The sequence below is a fragment of the Micromonospora sp. MH33 genome, from assembly GCF_003013775.1.
Classification (GTDB): domain Bacteria; phylum Actinomycetota; class Actinomycetes; order Mycobacteriales; family Micromonosporaceae; genus Micromonospora; species Micromonospora fulviviridis.
In genome coordinates this window covers 1-16,577 of sequence record NZ_MUYZ01000136.1, presented here as the reverse complement: position 1 = coordinate 16,577, position 16,577 = coordinate 1, and the positions used below count along the sequence as shown (strand labels likewise).

The 16,577-nt window shown below is 75.3% G+C and carries 4 protein-coding genes and 1 pseudogene; 1 reads left to right on the top strand and 4 read right to left on the bottom strand.

Features of this window, described 5'->3' with window-relative positions; genetic code table 11:
- A pseudogene (locus tag B0E53_RS20350) lies at positions 1 to 7,151 on the bottom strand (amino acid adenylation domain-containing protein); the annotation flags it as partial.
- A gap of 77 nt (positions 7,152 to 7,228) precedes the next feature.
- A complete protein-coding gene (locus B0E53_RS20345; protein ID WP_281492880.1) occupies positions 7,229 to 13,363 on the bottom strand; it encodes a non-ribosomal peptide synthetase in 6,135 nt (2,044 codons plus the stop codon).
- 726 nt (positions 13,364 to 14,089) lie between these two features.
- Here B0E53_RS20345 and B0E53_RS20340 point away from each other — a divergent pair.
- Positions 14,090 to 14,656 (top strand): snapalysin family zinc-dependent metalloprotease, encoded by a 567-nt coding sequence (locus B0E53_RS20340; RefSeq protein WP_107077522.1) that lies wholly within the window; start codon positions 14,090 to 14,092, stop codon positions 14,654 to 14,656.
- Positions 14,657 to 14,719: 63 nt separating this feature from the next.
- On the opposite strand, the gene B0E53_RS20335 is transcribed toward B0E53_RS20340, so the two are convergent.
- Together B0E53_RS20335 and B0E53_RS20330 are read right to left on the bottom strand one after the other, a co-directional pair.
- The gene (locus B0E53_RS20335; protein ID WP_107077521.1) at positions 14,720 to 15,562 is read right to left on the bottom strand and encodes a hypothetical protein; all 843 of its coding nucleotides are present in this window, start codon (positions 15,560 to 15,562) and stop codon (positions 14,720 to 14,722) included.
- 349 nt (positions 15,563 to 15,911) lie between these two features.
- Positions 15,912 to 16,577: peptidylprolyl isomerase (locus B0E53_RS20330; RefSeq protein WP_107077520.1), on the bottom strand; the 666-nt coding region annotated here is incomplete at its 5' end.

The window sequence follows — 16,577 nt, the reverse complement described above, 5'->3', positions numbered from 1 at the left end:
GGGGCGGGCCACCACGGCCGCCGCGCCGACCTGCGGGTGGGCCGCGAGGGCGGCCTCCACCTCGGCCGGTTCGACCCGGACGCCGCGCACCTTCACCTGCCGGTCCAGCCGGCCCCGGAACTCCAGCGTCCCGTCGGCCAGCCAGCGGGCCGCGTCGCCGGTGCGGTACATCCGCGCCCCGGGCGGCCCGGCCGGGTCGGGCAGGTACGCCGCGGCGGTGAGGCCGGGCCGGTTCCGGTAGCCCCGGGTGACCCCGGCGCCGCCGATGTGCACCTCGCCGAAGACGCCCACCGGCACCGGCCGCAGCGCCGCGTCGAGCACGTGCACGGTGGTCCCCGGCATCGGGGCGCCGATGGTGACGGATTCGTACGCCGCCGCCGGGTCGAGGTCGGCCACGGTGGTGGTGACCGTGGCCTCGGTGGGGCCGTACTGGTTGACCACGCGGGGCAGCCCGGGCAGCGCGGCGTGCACCTTGGCCAGCAGCGCCGGGATGCACGGCTCGCCGCTGAGCACCAGCAGCCGCAGCGCGGGCAGCGTCGCGGCGCTCACGTCACCGGCGTCGAGGAGCTGGTGCAGCAACGACGGGACGATGCTCAGCAGCGCGGTCGGGGCGGGCCGACCGGGCAGGTCGGCGCGGAGCGTGGACAGGTCGGACTGCCCGGCCATCAGCACGGTCGCGCCGACGGTGAGCGGGCCGACGCAGTCGCGCAGGAACGCGTCGAAGCTCGGCGAGGCCCGCTGGAGGACGACGTCGTCGGCGTCCAGCCGGTAGTGGGCCAGGATGGTGTCCAGGTAGGCGGTCACGCTGCCGTGCTCGACCAGCACGCCCTTGGGCAGGCCGGTGGAGCCGGAGGTGTGAACCAGGTAGGCGAGCTGGTCGGGGCGGGTGGCGACGGCCGGCGGGGTGGCCGGCCGGGCGGCCAGCGCCGGGTCGGCGAGCGCCGCCGGGTCGAGCACCAGCCGCACCCCGGAGTCCTCGGCCAGGTGGGCCAGGCGGGCCGCCGGCAGGTCCGGGTCGAGCCCGACGAACGCCGCCCCGGCCTTCCACACCCCGAGCACGCCGACCACGGTGTCGACGCTGCGGGGCAGCCGCAGCCCGACCCGGTCCTCCGGCCCGACGCCCTGGGCGAGCAGGTGGTGGGCGAGCCGGTTGGCGCGCCGGTCCAGCTCCGCGTAGGTCAGCTCGCCGCCGGGCCCGGTCAGGGCGGTGGCGTCCGGGGTGGCCCGGACCCGATCGACGATCCGGTCGAGCAGCGAGCGGAACGGCCCGGCCGGCGCGTCGAGCGTCGCCGGTGCCGGGGCGGCCTCGGCGAGGGGCAGGTCGGCGATCCGGGTCGCCGGGTCGGCGGCGACCGCCCGCAGCAGCCGGGTGTACGCCTCCGCCATCCGCGCCATGGTGGCGGCGTCGAAGATGTCGGTGGTGTAGTCGAGCGCTCCGGCCAGCCCGTCGGGGCCGTGCACCAGCTCCAGGGTCAGGTCGAGCTTGGCCGCGCCCCGGTCCACCGGCAGCGCGGCGCCGGCCACCGGCCCGAGCCGCAGGGTGTCCAGCGTCCAGTCGTTGTAGCTGAACAGCGCCTGGAACAGCGGCGAGCGGCTGAGGTCGCGCTCCGGGCGCAGCTCCTCGACCAGCCGGCCGAAGGGCAGCTCCTGGTGCTCGTACGCGCCGAGCGCGTCGTCGCGGACCCGGTCGAGCAGCTCGGCGAAGGTGGGCGCGCCGGTCAGGTCGGCCCGCAGCACCAGGGTGTTGAGGAAGAACCCGACGACGTCGCGCACCTCGGGGCGGCCCCGGCCGGCGACCGGGGTGCCGACGGCGAAGTCCACCTGCCCGCTCCACCGGCCCAGCAGCACCTGGTACGCGGCGAGCAGCGTCATGAACAGGGTCGCGCCGTGCGCCCGGCTGAGCCGTTCCAGCGCGGCGACGAGTTCCGGCTCGACGGTGAACCCGACGCTCGCACCGGCGCCGGTGCGCGCCGCCGGGCGGGGCCGGTCGGTGGGCAGTTCCAGGGTGGGCAGGTCGGCGAGCCGCCGCCGCCAGTGGTCCAGTTCCCCGGTCAGCCGGTCGCCGGCGAGCCGGGTCCGCTGCCAGGCGGCGAAGTCGGCGTACCGCACCGGCGGGCGGGCGGTCTCGGCGCCGTCGTAGCCGGCCTCCAGCTCGCGGACCAGCACCGCTGCCGACCAACCGTCGGCGACGGTGTGGTGCAGGGCGAGCAGCAGCAGGTGCGCGTCGCCGGCCCGCCACAGCACGGCCCGGAACAGCGGCCCGGTCGTCAGGTCGAACGGGCGGCACGACTCCCGCGCCAGCTCCGCCTCCGCCTCGGCCGGCGTGGCCGCGTCCCGCCGTTCCAGGCCGGCCCAGCCGGGCGCGATGTCCTGTCGGACCACCCCGTCGACCAGGGTGAACCGGGTGCGCAGCGCCTCGTGCCGGTCGACCAGCGCGTCCAGCGCGGCGGCCAGCCGGTCGGCGTCCAGCGGCCCGGTGAGCCGCCAGGCGAGGGGGATGGTGTACGCCGCCCCGGCGCCCTCCAGCCGGTCGAGGAAGACCAGCCGCTCCTGGCCGAAGGAGACCGGCAGCCCGGTGGTCGCCGTACCCCGGGTGATCGGGGCGGCGACCTCGCCGGCGCCGGCGATCAGCCGGGCCAGCCCGGCGACGGTGCGGGTGGTGAACAGGTCCCGGAAGGTGATCTCCCGGCCGGTCCGGGCGGCCACCGCGCCGACCACCTTGATGGCCAGCAGGGAGTGCCCGCCGAGGGCGAAGAAGTCGTCGTCCATGCCGGGGTCGGCGACGCCGAGCACCTCGCTGAAGATGGCGGCGAGCTGCCGTTCCAGCTCGGTGGCCGGCTCCCGCCGGCCGGCGCCGGCGGCGTACGTCGGCTCGGGCAGGGCGGCCCGGTCGACCTTGCCGTTGTGGGTCAGCGGCAGCTCGTCGAGGACCACCACGGCGGCCGGCACCAGGTAGGCCGGCAACGACCCGGCCAGGTAGGCCCGCAGGTCGCCCAGCTCCGCCGGGTCCGCGGCCACGTACGCGACCAGGCTCAGCGCGCCGCTGCGGTCGGGGCGGGCGAGCACCACGGCGTCACGGACCGCCGGGTGGCGGCGTACCGCGGTCTCGATCTCGCCCGGCTCGACCCGGAACCCGCGCACCTTGACCTGCCCGTCGGCGCGGCCGACGAACTCCAGCACCCCGTCGGCGGTCCAGCGCACCAGGTCGCCGGTGCGGTAGACCCGGCCGCCGGGCGGGCCGAACGGGTCGGGCAGGAACCGCTCGGCGGTGCGGCCGGGCGCGCCCACGTACCCGCGGGCCAGGCCGGCGCCGCCGAGCAGCAGCTCGCCGACCACCCCGACGGGGACGGGCCGCAGCTCCCGGTCCACCACGTACGCGGTGGTGTTGTGCATGGGCCGGCCGATCGGGACGGCGCCCGCGCCGCCGGTCGGCGCGGTCACCGGGTGCCAGGTGCCGAAGGTGGTGGACTCGGCCGGGCCGTACATGTGCAGCAGCCGTTCCGGGCCGCCGTGGGCGAGCAGGCCGTCCACCGCGACCGGGTCGGCGGCCTCCCCGCCGAAGAGCACGTGCCGCAGCCCGCGCAGGACGTCCGGGCGCTCCCGGGCGACCTGGTGGAACAGGGCGGTGGTGAGGAAGAGCGTGGTGACCCGGTGCCGGTCCAGCTGGCCGGCGAGGGCGGCCGGCGAGAGCGCCACGTCGGGCGGGGTGACCACCAGGGTCGCGCCGGCGACCAGGGTGGCCCACACCTCGAAGGTGGCCGCGTCGAAGACCGGGTTGGCGGCGAAGGCGACCCGGTCGTCCGGGCCGAGCGTCAGGTAGCCGCCGTCGTGCACGGTGCGGACCAGGCCGCGGTGGGTGATGCCGATGCCCTTGGGGCGGCCGGTGGAGCCGGAGGTGTAGACCACGTAGCCGAGCTGCTCCGGGTCGACCGGGACCCGCGGGTCGGTGTCGGGACGCCGGTCCACCTCGGCGGCGTCCCGGACCAGGTCGACCACCCGGCAGCCCAGCCCGGCGCCGTCGTGGTGCCCGGCGGCGGTGATCAGCACGGTGGCGCCGGTGTCGTTGATCATGTGCTGGCTGCGCTCGGCCGGCTGGTCGGCGTCCAGCGGCAGGTAGGCGCCGCCGGTCCGGAGCACCGCGAGCTGTGCGCGGACCAGGTCGGCGTACGTCCAGACGGCCTCGCCGTCCACCACGGCGGGGCGCTCCGGGTCGGCGGCGACCCGGTCGGCGACGAGGTGGTGCAGAGCGCGGGCCGGGATCGCCGGCCGCGGCGCGGTGCCCGCGGCGAGCAGGCCGGCCCACTCGGCCGGGTCGAGGACGTCCCAGTCGCCGAGCCGCCCGCCGGTGTCGCCGGCCAGGGCGGTGAGCAGCCGCGAGTACGCGGCGGCCAGGCGCGCCACGGTGGGCGCCGCGAACAGGTCCGTGGCGTACTCGAACAGGCCGGTGAGGGTGCCGTCGGGCGCCTGGTCGACGAAGAGGGTGAGGTCGAACTTGGCGGTCCGCCAGCCCAGCGGCAGCTCGGCCGCGGTCAGACCGGGCAGCCGCAGCGCGGTGACCGCGGTGTCCCGCAGCGCGAACATGGTCTGGTAGACGGGCGTGCGGCTGAGGTCCCGCTCCGGGCGCAGCTCCGCCACCACCTGCTCGAACGGCACGTCCTGATGCTCGTACGCGCCGAGGGTGGCCTCGCGGACCCGGCCGAGCAGCTCGGTCAGGGTGGGGTCGCCGGCCAGGTCGGCCCGGACGGCGAGGGTGTTGACGAAGAAGCCGACGACGTTCTCCACCTCGGCGCGGGAGCGGCCGGCGACCGGGGTGCCGACCGCGAAGTCGGTCTGCCCGCTCCACCGCCCGAGCAGCACCTGGAACGCGGTCAGCAGCACGGTGTGCAACGTGGTCCGCTGCTCCTGGGCGAGCGCGGCCAGCCGGCGCAGCGCGTCCTGGGGCAGCGCGAAGCGGTGGGTGGCGCCGTCCGCGCCGAGCACCGCCGGCCGGGGCCGGTCGGTGGGCAGCTCCAGCGCCGGCACGTCGGCGAGGGTGCGCCGCCACCAGTCCAGCTCGGCGGCGAGCCGGGCCGGGGTGAGGTCGGCGCGCTGCCAGCGGGCGAAGTCGACGTAGCGCACCGGCGGGGCAGGGGGACCAGCGCGGCCCGCCACAGCGGCCCGGCGGCCAGGTCGAACGGGCGGCGGATCTGCGCGGCGGCCAGCTCGTCGGTCCAGGCGTCGGCGTCCAGCCGGGCCAGCTCGACCGCCGGCTCCGGGTCGACCACCGGGGCGTCGTCGACGAACCGGGTCCGCAGCGCGTCGTGCCGGGCGGCGAGCCGGCGCAGCGCCCGGCGCAGCGTCGCCTCGTCGAGGTGGCCGTCGACCCGCCAGGCGACCGGGATGACGTAGCTGGGGCTGTCCGGGTGGATCCGCTGGAGGAAGAGCAGCCGCTCCTGCCCGAACGAGGCCACGGCGGGCGCGTCGCCGCCGCCGGACACCAGCGCCGGGGCGGTGTCCTCGGCGGGCGCGGCGGCGACCGTCTCGGCGAGCCGGGCCACGGTCAGCCCCTCGAACAGGTCCCGGACGGAGACCTCGACCCCGAGTTCCTCGCGGAGCCGGGCGATCAGCCGCACGGCCAGCAGGGAGTGCCCACCGAGGGCGAAGAAGGTGTCGTCCACGCCGACCCGGGCCACCCCGAAGACCGAGGTCCACACCTTGGCCAGCCGTTCCTGCACCGGGTTCTCCGGCGCCCGGTACGGCACGGCCAGGTCGGGCCGGTCGGGGGCGGGCAGGGCCTTGCGGTCCAGCTTCCCGCTCGGGGTCAGCGGCAGCTCGGCCAGCGGCACGAAGATCGACGGCACCATGTAGCCGGGCAGCCGCCCGGCCAGCCCGTCCCGCAGCGCCGCCAGGTCCAGCCCGTCGCCGACCACGTACGCGACGAGCCGCTTCTCGGCCGCCTCGCCGGTGGCCACCACCACCGAGGCGCGGACGCCGGGCTGGTCGTTGAGCACGGCCTGGATCTCGCCCAGCTCCACCCGGTTGCCGGCGAGCTTGAGCTGCTCGTCGACCCGGCCGAGGTAGTCGACCACGCCGGGGCGGTGCCAGCCGGCCAGGTCGCCGCTGCGGTACATCCGCCCGCCCGGCTCGCCGTACGGGTCGGGCAGGAAGCGCTCGGCGGTGAGGCCGGGCTGCCCGAGGTAGCCCCGGGCGAGCTGGACGCCGGCCAGGTACAGCTCCCCCGGCCCGTCGCCGGGGACCGGGCGCAGCTCGGGGTCGAGGATGTGCAGCTGGGTGTTCTCCACCGCCGCGCCGATCGGCACGCCGGCGCCGGTCCACTCCGGCTGGCAGGCCCAGGCGCTCACCTCGATGCTGGCCTCCGTCGGGCCGTACAGGTTGTGCAGCTCGACGTCGGGCAGGGTGCGCAGCACCCGGTTCTGCAGGTCGGTGGGGAGGGCCTCGCCGCTGGCCAGGATCCGGCGCAGGCTGTGGCAGTCGGCCACGCCGGGCTCGCCGACGAACAGCGCCAGCATGGTGGGGATGAAGTGGACGCTGGTGATCTCCCGGCGCTGGATGGTCTCCACCAGGTAGCGGGTGTCGCGGTGGCCGCCGGGCTTCGCGATGACCAGCCGGGCGCCCACCATCAGCGGCCAGAACAGCTCGTGGACCGACACGTCGAAGGCGTACGGGGTCTTCTGGAGCACCCGCTCGTCGGAGGTCATGCCGTACTCGTGCTGCCCCCAGCGCAACCGGTTGACCACGCCCCGGTGCTCGGCGACCACGCCCTTGGGCCGGCCGGTGGAGCCGGAGGTGTACATGACGTAGCAGGCGTTGCGCTCGTCGACCGCGACGCCGCACGGCTCGGCGGACTCCCCGTCGGTGTCGGCGAGGGTCAGCTCGGGCAGCCCGGGCAGGCCGAGGTCGACGGCCATGCCGGGGCCGCGGACCAGGGCCACCGCGCCGGCCTGACCGGCCATGTAGGCCAGCCGGTCGGTGGGCAGCTCCAGGTCCAGCGGAAGGTAGGCGGCACCGCTCTTGAGGATGCCGAGCAGCGCCACCAGCAGCTCCAGGGACCGCTGGGCGCCGACCGCGACCACCGTCTCCGGCCCGGCGCCGCGCCGGCGCAGGGCGTGGGCCAGCCGGTTGGCCCGGCGGTCCAGCTCCCGGTAGGTCAGCTCCGCGCCCTCGAACTCCAGGGCGACCGCGTCCGGGGTACGCCGGACCTGCGCCTCGACCAGGCCGTGCATCGTGCTCATGCCTGCTGCTCCTTCAGTGCCTGCTCGACGTCCTCGCTGCTCATCGCGGCGATCTCGGCCATCAGCTGCTCCTCGACGGCGGCGGCCAGCCGGGCCACGGTGGGCCGTTCGAAGAGGGTGCGGACGGCCACCTCGCAGCCGAAGGCCGCGCGCAGCCGGATGGCGACCCGGGTGGCGAGCAGGGAGTGGCCGCCCAGGTGGAAGAAGTTGTCGTGGATGCCGATCCGGTCGACCTGGAGGACCTGCCGCCAGATGTCCGCGATCGCCTCCTCGGTCGGGGTACGCGGCGGCTCGGCGTCCGCGCCCGGCGTCGGCCGGTGGCCGGCCGGGTCGGGGAGCCGGTCCCGGTCGACCTTGCCGCCGACGGTGCGCGGCAGCCCGTCGAGGACGATCAGCACGGCCGGCACCATGAACTCCGGCAGCCGCTCGGCCAGCCGGTCCCGCAGCTCGTCGACGGCCACCCCGTCGCCGGCCAGGTAGGCCACCAGCCGGTCCTGCCAGGCCACCACCACGGCGTCCCGGACACCGGGGTGCTCGCGGAGCCGGGCCTCGACCTCGCCGACCTCGACCCGGAACCCGCGCACCTTCACCTGGCCGTCGGCCCGGCCGTGGAACTCCAGCTGACCGTCGGCCCGCCAGCGGACCAGGTCCCCGGTCCGGTACAGCCGCCCGCCCGGCTCCCGCCCGTACGGGTCCGGCACGAACCGCTCGGCGGTCAGCCCCGGCCGCGCCAGGTAGCCCCGGGCCAGCTGGGTCCCGCCGACGAACAGCTCGCCGACCGCGCCCACCGGCACCTCGGCGAGGTGGCCGTCCAGGACGTACAGCGCCCGGTCCCCCACCGCGCGGCCGATCGGCACCACGCCGTCCACGTCGGACGGCACGTCGTAGACGGTGGCGCTGACGGTGGTCTCGGTCGGGCCGTAGGTGTTCACCACGGCGACGTCCGGGTGGTGGCGGCGCCACCAGGCCAGGTCGGCGGGGCGCACCGCGTCGCCGCCGAGTACCAGCAGCCGCAGCCGGGCCGGGCTCCACGTCGGCGCGGAGGTGCCGTCGGCGGTGACCTCGGCGATCAGCTCGGTGAGGTAGCCGGGGACCACCTCCATCACGGTGACCCGGTGCCGCTCGACGTCGGCGACCAGCTGGGCCGGGGCGACCAGGCCGTGCTCGGGCAGCACGAGCGCCGCCCCGCAGGTCAGCGCGGGGAAGATCTGCTCGACGGAGGCGTCGAAGGCGAGCGCGGCGAACTGGAGCACCCGGTCGGCCGGGCCGAGCCCGAAGCGCCGCCGCATCCGCGACACGTGCGCGGCCATCGCGCCGCGTGGCACGCCCACGCCCTTCGGCCGGCCCGTCGAGCCGGAGGTGTAGATGACGTACGCGAGTTGCGCCGGGTCCACCGGTACACCCGGGTCGTCGTCGCGACCGCCGTCGGGCAGTGGCCCGTCCAGCACCACGGTGGCGCCCACGTCGGTGGTGACCAGGTCCACCCGCTCGGCCGGCCAGGCCGGGTCGACCGGCACGTACGCGCCGCCGGCCTTGAGCACGCCGAGCACCGCGGCGAGCAGGTCGATGCCGCGCGGCAGCCGGACCACCACCGGCGTCTCCGGCCGGACGCCCCGCTCGCGCAGCCACCAGGCCACCCGGTTGGCCCGCGCGTTCAGCTCGGCGTACGAGACCACCCCGTTGGCGGCGATGGCGGCCAGCGCGCCCGGGTCGCGGCGGGCCCGCGACTCGAAGGCGACCACCGGGTCGACGGTGCGCCCGGCCACTTCGGCGGCCCCGAACCGGCGCAGCACGGCGGTCTCGGCGGCCGGCAGCGCCAGCGCGCCGATCCGGGTGTCCGGGGCGGCCAGCACGGCGGCGAGCAGCTCCCGGCAGCGCTGCACGAGACGGTCGATGGTCGCCGCGTCGAACAGGTCGGTGCGGTACTGCACGAAGCCGCCGGCCGCCCCGGGGTCGGTGGTGAAGGTGAACATCAGGTCGAACTTGGTGACGTCGAACGGGATCTCGGCGCTGCGCAAGCGGGCGGCACCGAGCCGGGGCGCCGCCACGGCGCGTACCTCCAGGTCGAACATGGCCTGGAACAGCGGCGACCGGCCCGGGTCGCGGTCCGGGGCGAGTTCCTCGACCACCCGCTCGAACGGCACCTCCTGGTACTGGTACGCGTCGAGCGCCTGGTCGCGGACCCGGCCGAGCAGCTCGGCGAAGGTGGGGTCGCCGGCCAGGTCGGCCCGCATGACCAGGGTGTTGACGAAGAACCCGATGACGTTCTCCACCTCGGGCCGGGTCCGCCCGGCCACCGGCACCCCGACGCCGAAGTCGTCCTGCCCGCTCCACCGGCCCAGCAGCACCTGGAATGCAGCCAGCAGGGTCATGTAGAGGGTGGCGCCGTGCCGGCGGCCGAGCCGCTCCAGGCCGGCGACCAGCTCGGGTTCGAGGGTGAACTCGTGGGTGGCGCCGACCCAGGAGGGCCGGGCCGGGCGGGGCCGGTCGGTGGGCAGCTCCAGCGCGGGCAGCGCGTCGAGGCGCTTGCGCCAGTGGCCCAGCTCCGTGGCGAGGCGGTCGCCCGCGAGTTCCTGGCGCTGCCAGCCGGCGTAGTCGGCGTACTGCACCGGCAGTTCCGGCAGGGTCTCGCCGTCGTGGAGCGCGCCCAGCTCCCGGACCAGCACGCCCATCGACCAGCCGTCCGAGACGATGTGGTGCATGGCCAGCACGAGCAGGTGGTCGGCCGGGCCGAGCTGCCAGACCAGGGCCCGGAACAGCGGGCCGGCGGCCAGGTCGAACGGGCGGTGCAGCTCCGCGCCGGCCTGCGCCACGGCGGTGGCGTACGGGTCGGTCGCCGACCGCACGTCGTGCCACTCGGCGGTGATCTCGGCGGTGGCGGCGACCCGCTGCACGGGCTGCGCGTCGACCACCGGGAAGGTGGTGCGCAGCGACTCGTGCCGGTCGACGAGCTGCCGCAGCGCCCGGTCGAGGCGGCCCCGGTCGAGTGGCCCGTCGACCCGCCAGGCCAGCGCGGCCATGTAGTCCGGCGCGTCGGGTTCCAGCCGGTTGAGGAACCACATCCGCTCCTGGGCGAAGGAGAGCGGGAAGTCGCCGCTGCGGCGCAGCCGGGTGATCCCGGCCGCGGGCCCGGCCGCCGCCGCGGGCAGGGCCGCCGCGAACTCGGCGATGGTCGGGTGGGCGAAGAAGGTACGCACGTCGACCGGCCGGTCGAGGGCCTTCACCAGCCGGGCCACCGCGAGGGTGGCCAGCAGTGAGTGGCCGCCGAGGTCGAAGAAATTGTCGTGGACGCCGATCCGGTCGACCCGGAGGACCTGCCGCCACACCGCGGCGACGGCCTCCTCGGTCTCGTCGCGCGGGCCCTCGAAGGTGTCGGTCAGCTCGGGCCGGTGCCCGTCCGGGTCGGGGAGCCGGTCCCGGTCGACCTTGCCGCCGACGGTGCGCGGCAACTCGTCGAGGACGACCACCACGGCGGGCACCATGAACTCGGGCAGCCGCTCGCCGAGCCACCGCCGCACCTCGTCGACGGCCACCCCGTCGCCGGCCAGGTAGGCCACCAGCCGGTCCTGCCAGGCCACCACCACGGCGTCCCGCACGGCGGGGTGTTCGCGGAGCCGGGCCTCGACCTCGCCGACCTCGACCCGGAACCCGCGCACCTTGACCTGGCCGTCGGCCCGGCCGTGGAACTCCAGCTGACCGTCGGACCGCCAGCGGACCAGGTCCCCGGTCCGGTACAGCCGCCCGCCCGGCTCGTGCCCGTACGGGTCCGGCACGAACCGCTCGGCGGTCAGCCGCGGCCGGCCCAGGTAGCCCCGGGCGAGTTGTCCACCACCGACGAACAGCTCGCCGACCGCGCCGGCCGGCACGTCGCGGAGCTGGTGGTCGAGCACGTACAGGTGACGGTCGCCGACCGCCCGGCCGACCGGGACCGTGCCCACGACGCCGCGCGGGACGTCGGCCACCGCCGTGGTGACGGTGGTCTCGGTCGGGCCGTACGCGTTGAGCACCGCGACGTCGGGACAGCGCGTCGCGAAGCGGTCCACGTCGGCGGGGCGCACCACGTCGCCGCCGAGCACCATGAGCCGCAACGCGCCCGGGACGATCCCGTCCCGCTCGGTCAGCTCGGCGACCAGCTCGCCGAAGTAGGCCGGCGGCAGGTTGGCGACGGTGACGCCGTGCCGGTCCAGCAACGGCAGCAGCGTCGCCGGGGCGACCAGGCCGTGCTCGGGCAGCACCAGGGCGGCCCCGCAGGCCAGCGCCGGGAACACCTGGTCGATCGAGGCGTCGAAGGCGAGCGCGGCGAACTGGAGCACCCGGTCGGCCGGGCCGAGCCCGAAGCGCCGCCGCATCCGCGACACGTGCGCGGCCATCGCGCCGCGCGGCACGCCCACGCCCTTCGGCCGGCCCGTCGAGCCGGAGGTGTAGATGACGTACGCGAGTTGCGCCGGGTCCACCGGCACACCCGGGTCGTCGTCCCGGCCGCCGTCCGGCAGCACGCCGTCGAGCAGGACGTCGAGGCCGGCGTCGGCGCGGACGAAGTCGATCCGCTCGGCCGGCCAGGCCGGGTCCAGCGGCACGTACGCGCCGCCGGCCTTGAGCACGCCGAGCACCGCGGCGAGCAGGTCGATCCCGCGGGGCAGGCGGATACCGACCGGCGTCTCCGGTCCGACGCCCCGCTCGCGCAGCCACCAGGCCACCCGGTTGGCCCGCGCGTTCAGCTCGGCGTACGAGACCACCCCGTCGGCGGCGATGGCGGCCGACGCGCCCGGATCGCGGCGGGCCCGCGACTCGAAGGCGACCACCGGGTCGACGGTGCGCCCGGCCACCTCGGCGGCCCCGAACCGGCGCAGCACGGCGGTCTCGGCGGCCGGCAGCGCCAGCGCGCCGATCCGGGTGTCCGGAGCGGCGACCACGGCGGCGAGCAGCTCCCGGCAGCGCTGCACAAGGCGGCCGATGGTGGCCGCGTCGAACAGGTCGGTGCGGTAGACCACGGTCATGGCGAGCTCATCGCCGCGCGGCTGGGCGAAGAGCGACACGGCGAAGAGCGCCTTGGGCCGGTCGGTGTCGAAGTCGGTGAAGCGCAGGGTGCCGCCCTGCCCGTCGTCGCCGGGGACGTTCTGCATGGCGAACCAGGCGTCGATCAGCGAGTCGGTGTCCGGCCGCTCGGGCCGCAGCTCCCGCACCACCCGCTCGTACGGCACGTCCTGGTGGTCGAGGGCGTCGAGGGCGTCGTCGCGGACCCGGCTCAGCAGCTCGGCGAAGGTCGGGTCGCCGGCCAGCCGGGCCCGCATGACCAGGGTGTTGACGAAGAGGCCGATGAGGTTCTCCACCTCGGGCCGGCCCCGCCCGGCCACCGGGGTGCCGATGCCGAAGTCGTCCTGCCCGCTCCACCGGCCCAGCAGCACCTGGAACGCGGCGAGCAGGGTCATGTAGAGGGTGGCGCCGTGCTCGCGGCTGAGCCGGTGCAGCCCGGTCACCAGCTCCGGGCCGAGGATGAACTCGCTGGTCGCGGCGGCGTGCGACGGCTGCTCCGGCCGGGGCCGGTCGGTGGGCAGGTTCAGCGCCGGCAGGCCGGCGAGCTGGCCGCGCCAGTGCGCGACGTCGGCCGCCAGGCGGTCCCCGTCGAGTTCCCGGCGCTGGGCCTCGGCGAAGTCCACGTACCGCAGCGGCAGCTCGGGCACCGCCCCGCCGTCGTAGTGCGCACCCAGCTCGCGGACCAGCACGCCGATCGACCAGCCGTCGGAGACGATGTGGTGCATGGCGGCCAGCACCACGTGCTCGGTGTCGTCGAGTCGCCAGACGACCACCCGGAACAGCGGCCCGGCGGCCAGGTCGAACGGCCGGGCGGCCTCCACCTCGGCCGCGCGGGCGACCTCGGCGGCCGAGCCGGCCTCGCGCCAGTCGATCGCGGCGTCGACGTGCGGGGCGAGCACAGCCCGGGGCACCCCGTCGCGCTCGACGAAGGTGGTGCGCAGCGCGTCGTGCCGGGCCACCACCGCGTCCAGCGCGCGCTGGAGGCGGCCGCGGTCCAGCGGGCCGTCCACCCGCCACATCGGCGTGGTCACGTATGCGGTGCCCCGGCCGCCCGCCAGCCGATCCAGAAACCACATCCGGTGCTGGGCGAATGACACGGAGTAGTCACTCCGGGCACACTTCTCGAGCTGGCGCAATTCAGATTCTCCTCGGCTGGAAACGGACTGACGACAGCCCGACTTAGCGCAGGTTAAGCCGCATCAAAGCAATGAGGATCGGACTTGCGGATGGCCGGATATGCCAATCCATTGCCACTCACAGCGCACGCCGAAATAGGAACGGCCGCCACGGCGACGCATTCCTCCGGCGTGCGTTGATCACGGAAATGCCCTGTCCGGACCCGATCTGGGGCACCCTATGTCGGGTTCAGCCCGCTATGACCGCCAGCCACAGATCACTTTTCCACTCCCCAGGACCTTTACGATCATTAAGTCTGTCGGCCACAGCGGTTCCCCCGCCGGCTGCGGCCACGGCCCATTCTGCAACGACAGACGGTAATTCCGCAAACCACAGCGTGTCAGGTAGACGACGATCAAGGAGCCGCCGGACAACGGCAGGCCCAATGACCGGCGGCAATTCATCCGATCGATTACATCGTTGCAGCAGTTGAGCGCCCGGACGGGTGGACCGAACTCCACCGACCGGCCGAGGCGCCCGGTCGCGCACCTGACACCGACGAGGCGGCCGGATGAGACCGGTGTCACATCCCCGCGCCGCCCAGCCGCCTCCCGAAGCGGGCCGCAATCGAGGCTTGATATCGACGCAGACCGATATATAGGCTGAGCCGGTCCCCGCTCGACCCCGTCCCACAAGGAGAGTGAGCGATGCGTCTTCCCAAGGTCACCCGGTTCCTCGCCACCGTCGCCACCGCGGCACTGGCGGCGCTGGGCGCCGTCACCGTCGACGCGGCGCCGGCCGCCGCAGCCGTCCGCAACGTCTGCTACAACACCAGCCAGGCCGGGCCGTTCGCGAGCTACGCCGTGCAGGCCGCCTCGATCTGGAACAACGCCACCAACAACATCAACATGGCGCAGTGCGGCTCGAACCTGATGATCTACTACACCTACGGCGGCGGCTCGTACGCGCAGCGCACGAGCCTCGGCAACGGCCGCGTGGTCATCGACTACTACCAGGCGCAGCAGTACTCGCCGCTGCGCATCATGACCCACGAGATCGGGCACATCCTCGGCCTGCCCGACAACTACAACGGCAACTGCGCCATCCTGATGTCCGGCGGCAGCGCCGGCACCAGCTGCACCAACCCGTACCCGAGCTCCAATGAGGCCGCCCAGGTCGACTCACTGTTCGGCTTCGCCGCCCGCAGCGCGACGACGCCGCAGGTCTTCACCGGCAGCTGGCCGGCACCCGTCACGGCGGGCGCCCAGCGCTGACCGGCGGAAACGACAAAGCCCGGCCGGGCCGGCGGAGACGCCGACCGGCCGGGCGGTCCCGGTTCAGGACAGGAACTTGTCCAGCGCGGCCTCGATGGTGCCGCTGTCGGGAGCGGCGTACGACGTCATGGTGAGCTTGTTGTACGAGATGAAGCTCGGGCACCGGTTCGCCGGCGCGCTCACCGTGCCGCCGTCGCCGATCTTCTCGCCGGTCTTCGCCGCGTAGAAGGTCAGCTCGTAGCGCGAGGAGATGTAGGAGACCGTGACGATCTTCCCGTCGTTGTTCTTGTAGTCGCACTTCTTGGGCGTACCCTCGCTGCCCTCCACGACCTTCAGGCAGCCGACCACCGCGACCGACTCGAAGTCGGCGCTCTTGCTGTAGTACGGCTTGGCCGAGCTGATCGACTTGGACGACCAGTACGACGGCCGGTCGGGAGAGTTCGCGAACGTGTACGCCTTGGCCGGGGAGCCGGCGGTGTACGGGGCGGCGTTGAGGATCGCGCTGCCGTCGCAGACCGAGGACATGTCACTGGAGTAGCGGGCCGTCACCGCGTTGTTGTCCGGCGCCGGCGTCTCCGACTCCGGCCCGCCGGCGGACGGCTCCGCGCTCGGGCCGGCCGGCTTGCTGCTGCTCGACGCGACCGGGTCGGGCTTGTCGTCACCGGCGGCGAGGAAGAGACCGACACCGCCGCCGCAGAGCGCCAGCAGGACCACCGCGGCGCCGGCGGAGAGCCCGATGATCAGGCCCTTGTTCGACTTCGGCGGCGGCACGGGAGCGCCGAACTGCGGGGGCTGACCGGGCTGGCCGTAGCCGGGGTACGCCCCGGGCTGAGCCGGCTGCCCCCACTGGGGGTTGACGTTCGGGTCCGGCTGCTGCCCCCCGTACGGGGGGTAACTGTTGGTCATCTGACGCCCTTATCGCTGTCGACGGGTACCCCGGCAATGGATCACGGACAGGGTAGTGAGCGGCGCAAACTCCACCGCCGGTCGACGAGCGGCAGCGGGCCGGCGGGCGACACGGTGCGTGTCGGCGGCCGATCCGTCCGTGATGGACGGGGCCATCCGCGACGGCCGCTCCGAGCCGGTCGACCGGCCGAATCACCGGCGCTGGCCCGGGAATCGGCCGTCCGGCGAGCCGGTGCGGCCTCCCGCCACCCACCCGGCCGCCAGCGTGACGGACATCACCTTCGGTCGATGGGATGGGTCCCACCGCCGACCCCGGCGGGGCGGCGCGCCGCCCCGCCGGGGGAATGGATCAGCGGCCCCGGGTGGCCTTGCAGATCTCCACCGGCAGGGCCGGCGCGCCGTCCACCGGCGCCGGGTCCTCGGGCGTGGCGGCGATGCCGCCGGCCGCGATCCGGTCCAGGGTGGCCAGCCCGGCCGCGTCGATCGTGCCGAAGACGGTGTAGTTGGGGCGCAGCGCCGAGTCGGACTGGACCAGGAAGAACTGGCTGCCGTTGGTGTCCGGGCCGGCGTTCGCCATGGCCAGGGTGCCCCGGGCGTAGAGGCGGCGGACCCCGGTCGGGTCGGTGGGCGCCGGCGGCAGGTCGGTGGGCAGCTCGTCGGCGTACCGGTAACCCGGCCCGCCCTCACCGGTGCCGGACGGGTCACCACACTGGAGCACCTTCAGGGTCGGGTACGCGGTGAGCCGGTGGCAGGGGGTCCGGTCGTAGAACTTGTGCCGGGCCAGGTGCAGGAAGCTCTGCACGGTGCACGGGGCCTGCTCGCGGTCGAGGGTCAGCCCGATCGGCCCCTGGTTGGTCCGCAGCGTGACCCGGACCGTACCCCGGTCGGGCGTGTGGCGGGGGTCCGGCGGCAGCGGCACCGGCCGGGCCGCCGGCTCGTCCGGCGTCGGCGTGTACGCGCACGGGCCCTTCGTGGGCGCCGGGTCGGCGGCGGGCGCCGCGGTCGCGGCGACGCC